The sequence below is a fragment of the Xanthomonas sp. LF06-19 genome (assembly GCF_034105425.1).
Classification (GTDB): domain Bacteria; phylum Pseudomonadota; class Gammaproteobacteria; order Xanthomonadales; family Xanthomonadaceae; genus Xanthomonas_A; species Xanthomonas_A sontii.
The window spans coordinates 238,933-252,356 of sequence record NZ_JAXGGH010000001.1 but is presented as its reverse complement, the minus strand read 5'-3'; the positions used below and the strand labels follow the sequence as shown (position 1 = coordinate 252,356).

Genomic DNA, 13,424 nt, shown 5'->3' with positions numbered 1-13,424 from the left:
CCTAGAATTGCAAGTTCCGCCGGAATAGCTCAGTCGGTAGAGCGGCGCATTCGTAATGCGTAGGTCGCAGGTTCGACTCCTGTTTCCGGCACCAGTCGTACCCAGAAGGCAGCCGCGAGGCTGCCTTCCTGGTGTCTGCGCTCCCGTTTTTCTGCGACGCAGGTCCGTGCGCGCAGCGGCCTGCGACGCCGTGTCGCAGGCGGGTGCGGCAATGTGTCGCACATAAAAACGCGGCCTGGCGCCCGCCCGGGCTTGTCAATGACTTCCGGAGTTGCCGTACGGCAGCATAAAATGCGTCGTTGATCGCGCATGCCGGCCCGGATGCCGCGGCGGACGCGGAACAGCCCCCTCTACGGCGCTCCGCCTCCCGCTCCCGCGCGGTTCGCATCCCCTACGCAATTGGATCGTTCGATGATTCCGTTGAAACAACTCCGGCGCTCGCTGCGCTCCGGTCTGTTGCTGCTGGCCGCACTGCTGTTGGCCGGCTGCAACTCGGCCATCCTCAACCCCAAGGGTCAGATCGGCCACGACGAGAAGACGCTGCTGATCACCTCGGTGGTGCTGATGCTGCTGGTGGTGATCCCGGTCATCGTGATGACCCTGGCCTTCGCCTGGCGCTACCGCGCGTCCAACACCAAGGCCCGCTACGAGCCGAACTGGTCGCACTCCACTGCGATCGAGGTGGTGGTGTGGTCGATCCCGTGCATGATCATCCTGGTCCTGGCGGTGCTGACCTGGCGCTCCTCGCATGCGCTGGATCCGTACAAGCCGCTGGACTCCAAGGTCAAGCCGATCACCATCGAGGCGGTGGCGCTGGACTGGAAGTGGATGTTCATCTACCCGGAGCAGGGCATCGCCACGGTCAACGAGATCGCGTTCCCGGTCGACACGCCGCTGAACTTCAAGATCACCTCCGACACGGTGATGAACTCGTTCTTCATCCCGCACCTGGGCACGCAGATCTACGCGATGGCCGGCATGGAGACCAAGCTGCACCTGATCGCCAACGAGCCGGGCGAGATGTTCGGCCTGTCGGCCAACTACAGCGGCCACGGCTTCTCGAAGATGGGCTTCGCCGCGCATGCCACCGACCGCGCCGGTTTCGACGCATGGGTGGCCAAGGTCAAGGCCTCGCAGAAGACCCTGGACCAGGCCGAGTTCCAGGTGCTGGCGGCCAACCGCAACGACAAGGCCGCCTACCCGGTGACGTACTACGCCTCGGTGCAGGACGGCCTGTTCAAGTCGTTGATCGACAAATACATGATGGGCAAGGGCCACAAGATGGAAGGCCACGACGCTCATCCGGCATCGGCTGCTGAGCCGGTCGCCATGTGCACTTCTGGAGACAAGTGATGCTAGGCAAACTCACGCTCGAGGCGGTTCCGTACCACGAGCCGATCATCATGGCGGCCCTCGGCGGCGCCGGCCTGCTCGGCCTGCTGGTGGTGGCCGCGGTCACCAAGTACAAGCTGTGGGGCTACCTCTGGAAGGAGTGGTTCACCTCGGTCGACCACAAGCGCATCGGCGTCATGTACATCGTGGTGGCGCTGATCATGCTGCTGCGCGGCTTCGCCGACGCGGCGATGATGCGCACCCAGCAGGCGATCGCGCACGGCGGCAACGAAGGCATCTTCCCGCCGCACCACTACGATCAGATCTTCACCGCGCACGGCGTGATCATGATCTTCTTCATGGCCATGCCGTTCATGACCGGCCTGCTGAACCTGATCGTGCCGCTGCAGATCGGCGCGCGCGACGTGGCGTTCCCGTTCCTGAACTCGCTGAGCTTCTGGCTGTTCGTGGCCGGCGCGGCGCTGGTCAACATCTCCCTGGGCGTGGGCGAGTTCGCGCAGACCGGCTGGCTGGCCTACCCGCCGCTGTCCGGGCTGGAATACAGTCCAGGCGTCGGTGTTGACTACTACATCTGGGCGTTGCAGATCTCGGGCCTGGGCACATTGCTCACCGGCATCAACTTCTTCGTGACGATCATGCGCATGCGCGCGCCGGGCATGACCCTGATGCGCATGCCGATCTTCACCTGGACCGCGCTGATCACCAACATCCTGATCATCGCCGCGTTCCCGATCCTGACCGTGGCGCTGGCGCTGCTGGGTGCGGACCGCTACCTGGGCACGCACTTCTTCACCAACGACGGTGGCGGCAACGCCATGATGTACGTCAACCTGATCTGGATCTGGGGCCACCCGGAGGTCTACATCCTGATCCTGCCGGCGTTCGGCATCTTCTCCGAGCTGATCGCCACCTTCAGCCGCAAGCGCCTGTTCGGCTACACCTCGATGGTGTACGCGACCTCGTGCATCGGCGTGCTGTCGTTCATCGTGTGGCTGCACCACTTCTTCACCATGGGCTCGGGCGCCAACGTCAATGCCTTCTTCGGCATCACGACGATGATCATCTCGATCCCCACCGGCGTGAAGATCTTCAACTGGCTGTTCACCATGTTCCGCGGCCGCGTGCACATGACCGCACCGGTGCTGTGGACCATCGGCTTCATCATCACCTTCGTCATCGGCGGCATGACCGGCGTGATGCTGGCGATCCCGGCGGTGGACTTCGTGCTGCACAACAGCCTGTTCCTGATCGCGCACTTCCATAACGTGATCATCGGCGGCGTGGTGTTCGGCTACCTGGCGGGCCTGACCTACTGGTTCCCGAAGGCGTTCGGCTTCAAGCTCAACGAGAAGCTGGGCAAGGCCTCGTTCTGGTGCTGGATCATCGGCTTCTTCATCGCCTTCATGCCGCTGTACGTGCTCGGCTTCATGGGCATGACCCGGCGCATGAACAGCTACAACCACCCCGAGTGGGCGCCGTGGCTGATGGTGGCCGCGGTGGGTGCGGCGATCATCGGCACCGGCATCTTCCTGAACCTGGTGCAGATCGGCTACAGCATCTGGAAGCGCAAGGAGAACATGGACCTGACCGGCGACCCATGGGATGGCCGCACCCTGGAGTGGGCGACCTCCTCGCCGCCGCCGTTCTACAACTTCGCGGTGCTGCCGCACATCGACGACCGCGACCAGTTCTGGGAAGACAAGCTCAAGGGCAAGGGCTGGCCGCGTCCGGCCAAGTACGAACCGATCCACATGCCGCGCAACACGGCGGCGGGCTTCTGGATCGGCGCCTTCAGCATCGTCATGGGCTTCGGTCTGACCTGGCACATCTGGTGGATGGCGGTGATCGGCCTGGTCGGCATGATCGGCAGCTTCATCGCGCGCACCTTCGATGACGACATCGATTACTGGGTCCCGGCGGAGGAAGTGGAGCGCATCGAGAACGCGCGCTTCGCCCTGCTGGAACAGCAACACGCGGCCAACGCCGCAAAGGCGGTCTGAACCATGGCTTCCACGACGCTCGATCCCCACGCCGCCCACGCGGGCGGCCACGACCACGACCACGAACACCACGACGCGGGCGGCAACACCGTCTTCGGGTTCTGGGTCTACCTGATGAGCGACTGCCTCATCTTCGCCGGCCTGTTCGCCACCTACGCGGTGCTGGCCGGCGCGACGGTGGACGGCCCGACCGCCAAGGAACTGTTCGATCTGAAGTTCGTGCTGGTGGAAACCTTCCTGCTGCTGTTCAGCAGCCTGGGCTTCGGCCTGGCGATGATCTCGGCGAACAAGCGCAGCATGGGCGGCCTGTACGGCTGGCTGGCAGTCACCGCGGCGCTGGGCCTGGGCTTCCTGGGCATGGAGCTCTACGAGTTCCACCACCTGATCGAAGAAGGCGCCGGCCCCGGCCGCAGCGCGTTCCTGTCGGCCTTCTTCACCCTGGTCGGCACCCATGGTCTGCACGTGGCCTCGGGCCTGCTGTGGATGACCGTGCTGGTGATCCAGATCGCGAAGAACGGCCTGACCCCGCGCAACATGACCCGCCTGGCGTGCCTGAGCCTGTTCTGGCACTTCCTGGACGTGATCTGGATCGGCGTGTTCACCATCGTCTACCTGCTGGGAGCGCTGTAATGGCCAACCATCATTCCTCCGACACGCACGCCGAGCACGGCCATGGCGGCGGCCTGAAGTCCTACCTGGTCGGCTTCGTGCTGGCGGTGATCCTGACCGTGATCCCGTTCGGCATGGTGATGAGCGGGGCGTTCCCGCGCGGCGTCACCGTCATCGTCATCGCGGTGCTGGCCGCGGTGCAGATGCTGGTGCACCTGATCTACTTCCTGCACATGGACCGGTCGGCCGAACAGCGCTCCAACGTGCACGTGGGCCTGTTCTCGCTGCTGATCATCGGCATCGTGGTGGTCGGTTCGCTGTGGGTCATGCACAACCTCAACGTCAACATGATGCACTGAGCGGGCACTCCTGCCGCGCAACGCAACGGGCCGCCAGGCGACTGGCGGCCCGTTGCGTTTGGGGCGTGCAATCGCGCTGGCGATGTCCGCAGGAATGCGCCGGGATCACGCCAGGCAGGGCGGCTCGGCGAGTTCGCACAACGGTAGCCAGGTCAATACGCCGTCGCCGTTGCGGATCAGCAGCCCCAGCTGCCCGTGTTGCTGCAGCGGCTGGGCATAGACCGGCGCGGCGCTGGGCGCGGCGTGCGCGGAGGCCGACCAGGCGCTGGCCAGCAGGGTCTGCGGCCGCGCCGCACGCAACGTGGCGACCAGTCCGGCCGGATCGCCGTGCCGCAGGGCGTGGCGGCACAGCGCCAGCAGGCAGGCGTCGTCGTCGTGCGGGTGCGCGCGCGTCGGTGCAGTGGCGTCCTCGATCGCTGTACGCGCGCGCTGCAGCAGGCGCCGCAGGTACTGGCGCGAGGCGCTTTCGCTGCGCGCTGACAATGCCGCCAGGTCGGCATGGCTGAAGTCGAAGGCCTCGGCGAGCAGCAGCATCGCCACGTCGCCGGCCGGCAGCGTGCGCACCAGCGCCGCCAGCGCGTGCGCCACTGCCGCGCTGTGGAGGGCGTGGCGTTCCGGCCCGTCCGGATCGTCGGTGACGGACAGTGCGTGTTCCTGTGCGATGCGCTCCAGCAGGACCCGGTAGCGGCCGCGGCGGCGCAGGCGGTCGATGCACAGATGGCGCAGCACGGTGGTCAGCCAGGCGTCGCGGCCGCTGGCCGGCAGCGGTCCCTGTGCGGCGCGCAAATAGGCCTCCTGCACGAGATCCTCGGCGTCCTGGCCCTGGCCAAGCCAGCGATGCGCCAGGGCCAGCAACTGGCGGCGCAGCGCCTCGCCGTCGGCCGGCGTGGGCGTGTCGGTCGGAGATGTCACGTCGTGGCCCCGTCGTTCGTTGGGAGGGACACCCACCATACATGGAGACAGGCCGATGCTGCGTTCCGACGAAACGTCCCCCGCCGCGCCCTCCGCGCAGTCGCCGTCCGCCGCCTTCCTCGAGGAAAAGGCGTTCCGCGCGCGGACCCTGCTGCTGTTTGGCACCATCACCGACGCCAGCGCCTACCAGACGGTACGCCATCTGCTGGCGCTGGATGCCGAGTCCGATGCGCCGATCGCGATGATCGTGTCCTCGCCGGGCGGGCATCTCGAATCCGGCGACGCCATCCACGATGCGCTGCGCTTCATTTCCGCACCGGTCGACATGATCGGCTCGGGTTGGGTCGGCAGCGCGGCCACGCACGTGTTCCTGGGCGTGCCGCGCGAGCGCCGGGTGTGCCTGCCGCAGACCCGGTTCCTGATCCATCAGCCCAGCGGCGGCGCCGGCGGCCCGGCCAGCGACATCGCCATCCAGGCCAGCGAGATCCTCAAGGCGCGCGCCCGCATCGCCAAGGTCATTGCCCGCGAGACCGGCCAGCCGCTGGAGCGCGTGGAGACCGACATCGAGCGCGACTGCTGGATGTCGGCGCAGGAGGCGATGGACTACGGCCTGGTCTCGCGCATCGTCGAGCGGCGCAGCCAACTGGCCGGGCGCTGAGGGCTCCGGCCAATGCGGCAGGCGCCGTGCGCGGCGATCGCCGCGGGCATGACCTATGGCATGGCACGCGGCGGCGGCGCAGGCATAGCATGGGAGTTTGCCTGTCCGCTGTCGTTCGCCCCCCTGGAGATCCCATGAACAAGTCCACCGCCTGGATGGCGCCGTTGCTGCTGGCCGCCACTGTCGCGTTCCAGGCCTCGGCGCAGACCGCCCCGCCGCGCGACGTGCCCTTCGCCGGTACGTTGAAGATCGATGTCGATGCCACCGATCTGGCGCACCGTATCTTCCGCGTGCGCAGCACCATCCCGGCCACGCCGGGGCCGATGACCCTGCTGTATCCGCAGTGGATCCCCGGCAACCATTCGCCGACCGGTCCGATCGACAAGCTCGCCGGGCTGGTGATCAAGGCCAACGGCAAGGTGTTGCCGTGGACGCGCGACCAGTTCGACGTCTATGCGTTCAAGATCGACGTGCCCGCCGGCGTCAGCGAGATCGTCGCCGAGTACCAGTTCCTGTCCTCGCAGGGCGACGGCCAGGGCCGGGTGATGATGACCCCGGAGATGCTCAACCTGCAGTGGAACACCACCGCGCTGTATCCAGCCGGGGTGTACGCGCGCAACATCAAGGCGCAGGCCAGCGTGACCCTGCCGGCCGGCTGGAGCTACGCCACCGCGCTGGAAACCGCCACGCGCAGCGGCGATACGGTGACGTTCAAGCCGATCGATTTCGACGACCTGGTCGATTCGCCGATGTTCGCCGGCAAGTACTACAAGCGCATCATGCTGGACGACAAGGGCAAGGCGCCGGTGGCGCTGAACGTGTTCGCCGACAAGCCCAAGTCGCTGGAGGCCAAGCCCGACCAGATCAAGGCGCACGTGGCCCTGGTGCAGCAGATGGACAAGCTGTACGGCGCGCGTCACTTCGACCACTACGAGTTCCTGCTGGCGTTGACCGACAAGCTCGGTGGCATCGGCCTGGAGCATCATCGCTCCAGCGAGAACAGTGGCCCGCTCGACTACTTCACCGAGTGGGACAAGAGCTGGGAGATGCGCGACCTGCTCGCGCACGAGTTCAACCACTCCTGGAACGGCAAGTACCGGCGCGGCGCCGACCTGGCCACGCCCAACTTCAACGTGCCGATGGGCGACAGTCTGCTGTGGCTGTACGAGGGCCAGACCCAGTTCTGGGGCGAGGTGATCGCCGCGCGCGCAGGGCTGTGGACCCAGGACCAGGCCCGCGACATGCTGGCCAACGTCGCCGCGGTCTACCAGCGCGGCCGTCCCGGTCTGGCCTGGCGCGCGCTGCAGGACACCACCAACGACCCGACCATGTCGATGCGCCGGCCGCGCGCCTACCGCAGCTACCAGCTGAGCGAGGACTATTATTCCGGCGGGCAGATGGTCTGGCTGGAGGTCAACGCCAAGCTGCGCGAGCTCAGCGGCGGCAAGCGCTCGCTGGACGATTTCGCCAAGGCGTTCTTCGGCATGCACGACGGCGCCTGGGACGTGAACACCTACACCTTCGACGACATCGTCGCCACGCTCGATGGGATCGCCAAGTACGACTGGGCGAGCCTGCTGCGCAGCCGTCTCGATGCGCACGGGTCGCTGGTCGGCGGGATCGAGGCCAGCGGCTGGAAGCTGGTCTATACCGATCAGCCGAACGCGGCCAGCAAGACCTCCGAGGCGCGCAACAAGAACCTGGACCTGAGCTACTCGCTGGGCCTGAGCCTGGACGAGCAGGGCCGGGTGCAATCCGTGCTGTGGGACAGCCCGACGTTCAATGCCGGCCTCATCGCCGGCAACCGCGTGGTCGCAGTCGGCGGCCGCGAGTACAGCGCCGAGGCGCTCAAGGACGCGGTCACCGCGGCCAAGGGCGGCAGCACGCCGATCGAGCTGCTGGTCAAGCGCGGCGACCGCTACGACACCGTGCGCATCGCCTACTACGGCGGCCTGCAGTATCCGCACCTGGAGCGCATCGCCGGCACGCCGGATCGCCTGAGCGAGTTGTACAAGGCGCGTTGAGGGCGGCGAGCGCGATCGCCGCCCGGCGCTTCGTTGTGCCGGCGCCTCGGTGCGCGGTGCGGCGACGGCGTCGTCGTGCTGGCGCGTGTCGCTTGCGGCGGTTGCGCGCGCGATGCTCATTGTTTGGTCGCCACCGATGGCGCAGTCCATGTGAAGCCGTTCCTGCAGCGAGCGCAGCACCGTGCGGGAGCGGCCGAGGTGGCCGATCTTCTTTGCGAGGACGGGGTCAGGCGGTGAAAATCAATGTGGTCGGCACCAGCGCAAGCGGGAAAAGCACACTCGCCAGGCTGATCGCCAAGGAACTTGCGATTCCCTATGTCGAAATGGACAGACTCTACTGGCGCCCGGACTGGCAGGGGACCCCGGACGATGTGTTCCTGAAAGAACTGGAGCGTGCGTTAGCCGCCTCTGCGGACTGGGTGCTGGATGGCAACTACAACCGGACGCGCCCCGTGAAATGGCGCGACGTGGACCTGGTGGTGTGGGTGGACTATGGATTTTTGCGCACGCTGTTCCAAGCTGTCGCCAGAGCGTTCAAACGGGCCTGGCACAAACATGAGCTGTGGCCCGGTACGGGAAATCGCGAGAGTTTTCGCCGCGCGTTCTTTAGCCGGGAGTCCATCATCATCTGGATGCTCAAGACCTGGGGCAGCAACCGCGCGCGCTACCAGGCCGATCTGCACAACCCGCAGTACGCGCATATTCGCTTCGTGCGCATTAGGCGACGGGAGCAGGCGGAACACCTGCTTGCTGCCTTGAAGGCGCGCTGACGGCCTCCCTGCCGCGACAAGCGAAGAGGACATCGTCCCGGGCAGAATCGGTCTGACCCGACGTCGGCGCCACATGCTGCCTCCTGCTGCCGCCTGGCGGCCGTGCGCGGGCGACTTGGGTCACCAGTCGCGGGGAAACGCAGCAGCGCCGCCGTACATCGTCGTCGCTGCCGAGTGCGCGACGTCTTCCCGGCGCCGCGTTACACGCTGGGGAAGCGAATGCGATGCGGTGCCTGGCGCCGCGTCGCGGACCTTGAGACCGCCAGCCACTATGCTGGTGCATTGTCTGAGCGGACCAGAAGCAGATGGCGAAAGCGAAAACGGCCTATGTCTGCGGCGAGTGCGGCGCCGAGTACAACAAGTGGCAGGGCCAGTGCACCGAATGTGGCGCCTGGAACACGCTGAGCGAGATCGTGCTGGAGAGCGCGGCCACGGCCAAGGCGCCGGCCGCGGCGCGGCGCAGCGGCTGGGCCGGCAAGGCCGAGACGCCGAAGATCACCGCGCTCAAGGACGTGGAGCACCGCGACCAGGCGCGCGTGTCCACCGGCATCGGCGAGTTCGACCGGGTGCTCGGCGGCGGCCTGGTCGAGGGCGCGGTGGTGCTGATCGGCGGCGACCCCGGCATCGGCAAATCGACCCTGCTGCTGCAGGCGCTGGCGAAGATGGCCGGCACGCTGCCGGTGCTGTACGTGACCGGCGAGGAATCGCTGGGCCAGGTCGCCGGGCGCGCGGTGCGCCTGGACCTGCCGCTGGACGGCCTCAACGCGCTGGCCGAGACCGGCATCGAGCACATCCTGCAGCACGCCAGCGCGGCGCGGCCCAAGCTGATCGTCGCCGACTCGGTGCAGACCCTGTGGACCGAGGCGCTGACCGCCGCGCCGGGGTCGGTCAGCCAGGTGCGCGAGAGCGCGGCGCGCCTGGTGCGCTACGCCAAGGAGACCGGCACGGCGGTGTTCCTGGTCGGCCACGTCACCAAGGAGGGCGGCATCGCCGGCCCGCGCGTGCTCGAGCACATGGTCGATGCGGTGCTGTACTTCGAGGGCGAGAGCGGCAGCCGCTTCCGCCTGCTGCGCGCGTTCAAGAACCGCTTCGGCGCGGTCAACGAACTGGGCGTGTTCGCGATGGGCGAGAAGGGGCTGAAGGAAGTCTCCAATCCGTCGGCGATCTTCCTGTCCGGCGGCAGCGCGCACCAGCCCGGCAGTTGCGTGATGGTCACCCGCGAGGGTACGCGGCCGCTGATGGTGGAAGTGCAGGCCCTGGTCGATGCCTCGCCGCTGTCCAATCCGCGGCGCGTGGCGGTGGGCCTGGAACAGAACCGGCTGGCGATGCTGCTGGCGGTGCTGCACCGCCATGGCGGCATCGTGGTCGGCGACCAGGACGTGTTCGTCAACGTGGTCGGCGGCATCCGCGTGCAGGAGACCGCGGCCGACCTGCCGGTGCTGCTGGCGGTGCTGTCGTCGCTGCGCGACCGGCCGCTGGCGGAAAAGACCATCGCCTTCGGCGAGGTCGGCCTGTCCGGCGAGATCCGCCCGGTGCCCAACGGCGAGGACCGGCTGCGCGAGGCGGCCACGCACGGCTTCAAGCGCGCCATCGTGCCCAAGGCCAATGCGCCCAAGACCGGCACGGTCAAGGGCATGGAAGTGATCGCGGTGGAGCGTTTGTCGCAGGCGTTGGAGGCGGCGAGCGAATAGGCTGCGGCGTCGGCGGGCAGCGGCGCGTCGTCCCCGTGTACTGCGTCGCTTCGAATCGCGATGCGGTGGTGTGTGCGCGAGTGCGGCCCACGTAGACGCGTGGCCGCATCGCGCGGCCTGGTGTGGAGATTGCCGATCCGCATCGTCAGCGGCAATGCATCCGCTCGCTGCACGTCGATGCGCGCGACCGGCCGCAGGTCGCAGCCGGCGCCTTTTCTTCGGTAAGGCGAACGGCGCGCGTCGCCACGCGCGCCGTTGCCCTTGCGGTGCCGCAGGCGCGATGGCGCCCGCGGGTCCGTCAATCCTTGCGGTACACCACGCCGAGCTTGTCGATCTCGTCGCCGTCGCGGCCGGTGAAGCCGGCGATGTGCCAGCCGCTGGGCGCGGTGAGCGTGTAAGTCTCGGCGGTCGGCGTGCCGGCGCTGAGGCTGCGGCCCTGGTTGGTGCGCAGGCTCAGCGAGAACAGCCGGGTGTGGCCGTTGTACTGGCCCACGCTCAGCGTGGCCGAGGTCAGCCGCTCGTTGCTGCCCAGGCGCAGCGTGACCGGGTCGCCGCCGCTGCCGCCGTGGGCCAGGGTGCTGCCGTTGTCCAGGCCCAGCGCGATGCCGTCCAGGCGCGAGGCGCCGCGCAGGGTCACGCTGGCGATGGTGCGCTGCTCGGCGCCCTTGGCGATGTCGTTGAACGGGGTGCCGTGCGGGCCGCCGAACTGGTCGCTGGTGCGCACGGTGCTCCCGACCGCCCAGCCGAACTGCGCGGCCAGCGGGTAGTGGTCGGACAGCGGCTTGCCGGCGCTGTCGTAGAAGTTGCCGTCGTCGAGCTTGTAGCGGTTGGCGACCAGCGTCAGCTGCGGCGCGTCGCGGTACAGGATCTTGTCCACCACTTCGCAGTCGTTGGTCGGCGGGGTGCCGCACAGCAGCGGCGCGGCGCCGGCCGCCGGGGCGCTGCCCTTGACCAGTTCCACCCAGGCATCGGTCAGGCCGTTGGCGGAAATCAACGCACGGATGTTGTCGTCGGCGCGGGTGTAGCGGGTGTTGGAGTCCATCATCACCAGCACCGCGTTGCCGGCCGACCAGGTCTGGATGAATTGCGAGAGCTGGCTGATGTTGGCGCGCCGCGCGGCCAGGTCGGCGCTCTCGGTGCCGGCGTTGGGGTGCGCGTTGTACACGTCCAGCAGCACGCCGTCGTCCAGCCGCACGCGCATGTAGCTGAAGCCCTTGGGGGTGAGGCAGTCGGTGCCGTTGCACTTGTCCCACTTGATGCGGGTGAAGTCGTCGAAGCGGTAGTTGCTCAGCGTGTTGAGGCCGTCGCCGATCGCCGCGCCGCCGCTGGTGGGCGTGCGGTAGGGGTGCTTGTCGCCCGCGTACAAGGTGGCGTGATAGTTGAAGTCTTCCTGCACGTTGATCAGACCGTAGGGCGCCAGCTTCGGTGCGATCTGGGCGGTGTTGGCGGCCGGGTTGCTGCTGGAGATGCCCTGCGGCAGGCCGGCGACGTTGTAGGTGAGCACGTCGAGCACGCCGACGTCCGATTGCGCGTGGACCACGCCGGCGCAGGCCAGGCTCAATCCGATGCCGTAGCTCACGAGGGTGCGTAGATGCTGGATCATGAATCGCCTCTTGCGGGTTGGGAGGAACAGCGGGTGGCGCGAGCGCCAGGGGCGGTGCCGGAAGGCACCGATGCCGCCGCGCGACCGGCCGGAGCCGGCGCACGTGGCGTCATGGGGTCAGGAACTGCGGATCGAGCGCGGCTTCGACCGCGGCGGCGAAGGCGGGTAGCGGGCAGTCGTAGGCGGCGTCGGCGCGGCTGCACTGCGGGATGAACACGGGCGACTCCAGCGGCGGCGCCTGCACGGTCAGCGCGCGGCGTTCGCGCAGTTGCGCCAGGCTCTGCGCGGTGTAGCGCAGGCGGATCACCCGTTCGCCGTCGGCGCGGCGCCAGCGCTCGAACACCAGCGCGCCGCCGGGCACGGTCTGGTCGGGCTGGTAGCCAGGCAGTTGCCAGTGCAGGTCGAGCATGCCGGCCAGCAGGGTCAAGGTGCCGTCGTGGCCGGACAGCACCAACAGCCGCGCCGCGCCGCCGATCGGTTCGGCCCGCGTGGCCTGGCCGCTGCCGTCCAGCAGCGTCGCCAGCAGCCGTGTCGCCAGCGGCGAGGCGGCCATGCGCGCCACCGCCGGCGCGCGCAGGCGCAGCGCGAACTCGGCCTGGTGCGGGGCGAAGGCGCGCAGCAGGCTGGCCTCGTCGACCCCGCGCCAGCCGAGCGCGGCGAAGTCCTGACCGTCGGCCCAGGCCATCAGCAGGCTTTCGCTGAGGCCGGAGGCAGTCGAGGCCGGGCCTTCGATGCCGGGGATCGCGTCCTCGGCATCGCCCAACCGCGCCGGCACCGCATCCAGGCGCAGCTTGCCGCTGCCGGCGTCGGCCGGGCAGGGCCGTTGCGCGCACTGCAGCAGCAGTTGTTGCAGGCTGTCGATGGCATCCGCCTGGGCCGCGTTCCAGGCCTGCGCGTCGCCGCCGATGCGGCCGGCGATGGCCGCACGCATCTGCGCCACCGCGGCGGGAGTGCGCAGGGCGGGCGCGCCGTCGAACAGCGGATCGGAGGCATCGTCGGCGACGCTGTGCACCGGATTGGCGCAGCCCGGGGTCAGCGTGCTGGCCAGCGCCTGCGCCGAGGCGAGGGTGCGTTGGGTGCGGTTGGCCCAGTAGTACGCGGCCGCGCAGCCGTCGCCGGCGAACAGCCCCAGCGGCGCATAGCGGGCGCGGTAGTAGGCGCCGAACAAGCGTTCCAGCGCCGCGCCGTTCGCGGTGAGATACCCGGCGGGCACCGCGAAGCGCGGCCAGGGGCGCGCCGAGTAACGCTCCAGTTGCTCCGCGCTGGACATCGCCGCGCGCACGCCGTGGCGCTTGAGGATGACGACTTTTTCCAGCGTGTCTGTCGCGGCCGCTTGTGCGCGTGCCGCGGCGCAGGCCAGTGGCATCAGGGCGAACAGGACGAGGGTGGCGAGGCGCGGCAGCGATGGCATCGGCAAGCTCCAGGCAGAGGCGGTGCGCCGCGCG

Annotated in this window: 11 protein-coding genes and 1 tRNA gene; 9 read left to right on the top strand and 3 right to left on the bottom strand. The window is 68.3% G+C overall.

Annotated features, from left to right (window positions below):
- Nucleotides 1-18: 18 nt before the first annotated feature.
- From SLW55_RS01040 to cyoD, 5 genes are all read left to right on the top strand, one after another.
- Nucleotides 19-94, top strand: a tRNA-Thr gene (locus SLW55_RS01040).
- A 317-nt stretch (nucleotides 95-411) separates the two neighbouring features.
- The gene (gene cyoA / locus SLW55_RS01035) at nucleotides 412-1,353 is read left to right on the top strand and encodes a ubiquinol oxidase subunit II (protein ID WP_010341159.1); all 942 of its coding nucleotides are present in this window, start codon (nucleotides 412-414) and stop codon (nucleotides 1,351-1,353) included.
- The gene (gene cyoB / locus SLW55_RS01030; RefSeq protein WP_148829215.1) at nucleotides 1,353-3,353 is read left to right on the top strand and encodes a cytochrome o ubiquinol oxidase subunit I; all 2,001 of its coding nucleotides are present in this window, start codon (nucleotides 1,353-1,355) and stop codon (nucleotides 3,351-3,353) included. Before cyoA ends, cyoB begins: the two co-directional genes overlap by 1 nt.
- 3 nt (nucleotides 3,354-3,356) lie before the next feature.
- Nucleotides 3,357-3,983 carry a cytochrome o ubiquinol oxidase subunit III gene (cyoC, locus tag SLW55_RS01025; protein WP_010341156.1) on the top strand — a complete coding sequence of 209 codons (627 nt, stop codon included), beginning with the start codon at nucleotides 3,357-3,359 and terminating at the stop codon, nucleotides 3,981-3,983.
- Nucleotides 3,983-4,321 carry a cytochrome o ubiquinol oxidase subunit IV gene (gene cyoD / locus SLW55_RS01020; RefSeq protein WP_010341155.1) on the top strand — a complete coding sequence of 113 codons (339 nt, stop codon included), beginning with the start codon at nucleotides 3,983-3,985 and terminating at the stop codon, nucleotides 4,319-4,321. Before cyoC ends, cyoD begins: the two co-directional genes overlap by 1 nt.
- 105 nt (nucleotides 4,322-4,426) lie before the next feature.
- On the opposite strand, the gene SLW55_RS01015 is transcribed toward cyoD, so the two are convergent.
- The gene (locus SLW55_RS01015) at nucleotides 4,427-5,233 is read right to left on the bottom strand and encodes a sigma-70 family RNA polymerase sigma factor (protein ID WP_320744323.1); all 807 of its coding nucleotides are present in this window, start codon (nucleotides 5,231-5,233) and stop codon (nucleotides 4,427-4,429) included.
- Between the two features lie 55 nt (nucleotides 5,234-5,288).
- Here SLW55_RS01015 and SLW55_RS01010 point away from each other — a divergent pair, with 55 nt between their 5' ends.
- The 4 genes from SLW55_RS01010 to radA all read left to right on the top strand — a co-directional run bounded on the left by SLW55_RS01010 (nucleotide 5,289) and on the right by radA (nucleotide 10,376).
- Nucleotides 5,289-5,891: an ATP-dependent Clp protease proteolytic subunit gene (locus SLW55_RS01010; RefSeq protein WP_017907385.1), complete on the top strand. Its 603-nt coding sequence runs from the start codon at nucleotides 5,289-5,291 to the stop codon at nucleotides 5,889-5,891.
- Between the two features lie 134 nt (nucleotides 5,892-6,025).
- Nucleotides 6,026-7,915, top strand: a complete 1,890-nt coding sequence (locus SLW55_RS01005; protein ID WP_320744322.1) for a tetratricopeptide repeat protein — start codon at nucleotides 6,026-6,028, stop codon at nucleotides 7,913-7,915.
- A 233-nt stretch (nucleotides 7,916-8,148) separates the two neighbouring features.
- Nucleotides 8,149-8,685, top strand: a complete 537-nt coding sequence (locus SLW55_RS01000; RefSeq protein WP_267121216.1) for an adenylate kinase — start codon at nucleotides 8,149-8,151, stop codon at nucleotides 8,683-8,685.
- 305 nt (nucleotides 8,686-8,990) lie between these two features.
- Entirely contained in the window at nucleotides 8,991-10,376 is a 1,386-nt protein-coding gene (radA, locus tag SLW55_RS00995) for a DNA repair protein RadA (RefSeq protein WP_010341150.1), read from the top strand.
- A 298-nt stretch (nucleotides 10,377-10,674) separates the two neighbouring features.
- Here the strand turns inward: radA and SLW55_RS00990 are convergent, their stop codons facing one another.
- Both SLW55_RS00990 and SLW55_RS00985 read right to left on the bottom strand, forming a co-directional pair.
- Nucleotides 10,675-11,979 (bottom strand): jacalin-like lectin, encoded by a 1,305-nt coding sequence (locus SLW55_RS00990; protein WP_320744321.1) that lies wholly within the window; start codon nucleotides 11,977-11,979, stop codon nucleotides 10,675-10,677.
- A 109-nt stretch (nucleotides 11,980-12,088) separates the two neighbouring features.
- Entirely contained in the window at nucleotides 12,089-13,390 is a 1,302-nt protein-coding gene (locus tag SLW55_RS00985) for a histidine-type phosphatase (protein ID WP_320744320.1), read from the bottom strand.
- Nucleotides 13,391-13,424 lie beyond the last annotated feature (34 nt).

Bases quoted from the DNA above. Each gene is read 5' to 3' on its own strand.
- SLW55_RS00985 (WP_320744320.1), bottom strand. From the start codon at position 13,390: ATGCCATCGCTGCCGCGCCTCGCCACCCTCGTCCTGTTCGCCCTGATG.
- cyoD (WP_010341155.1), top strand. From the start codon at position 3,983: ATGGCCAACCATCATTCCTCCGACACGCACGCCGAGCACGGCCATGGC.
- SLW55_RS01005 (WP_320744322.1), top strand. From the start codon at position 6,026: ATGAACAAGTCCACCGCCTGGATGGCGCCGTTGCTGCTGGCCGCCACT.
- cyoB (WP_148829215.1), top strand. From the start codon at position 1,353: ATGCTAGGCAAACTCACGCTCGAGGCGGTTCCGTACCACGAGCCGATC.
- cyoA (WP_010341159.1), top strand. From the start codon at position 412: ATGATTCCGTTGAAACAACTCCGGCGCTCGCTGCGCTCCGGTCTGTTG.
- SLW55_RS01010 (WP_017907385.1), top strand. From the start codon at position 5,289: ATGCTGCGTTCCGACGAAACGTCCCCCGCCGCGCCCTCCGCGCAGTCG.
- cyoC (WP_010341156.1), top strand. From the start codon at position 3,357: ATGGCTTCCACGACGCTCGATCCCCACGCCGCCCACGCGGGCGGCCAC.
- SLW55_RS00990 (WP_320744321.1), bottom strand. From the start codon at position 11,979: ATGATCCAGCATCTACGCACCCTCGTGAGCTACGGCATCGGATTGAGC.
- radA (WP_010341150.1), top strand. From the start codon at position 8,991: ATGGCGAAAGCGAAAACGGCCTATGTCTGCGGCGAGTGCGGCGCCGAG.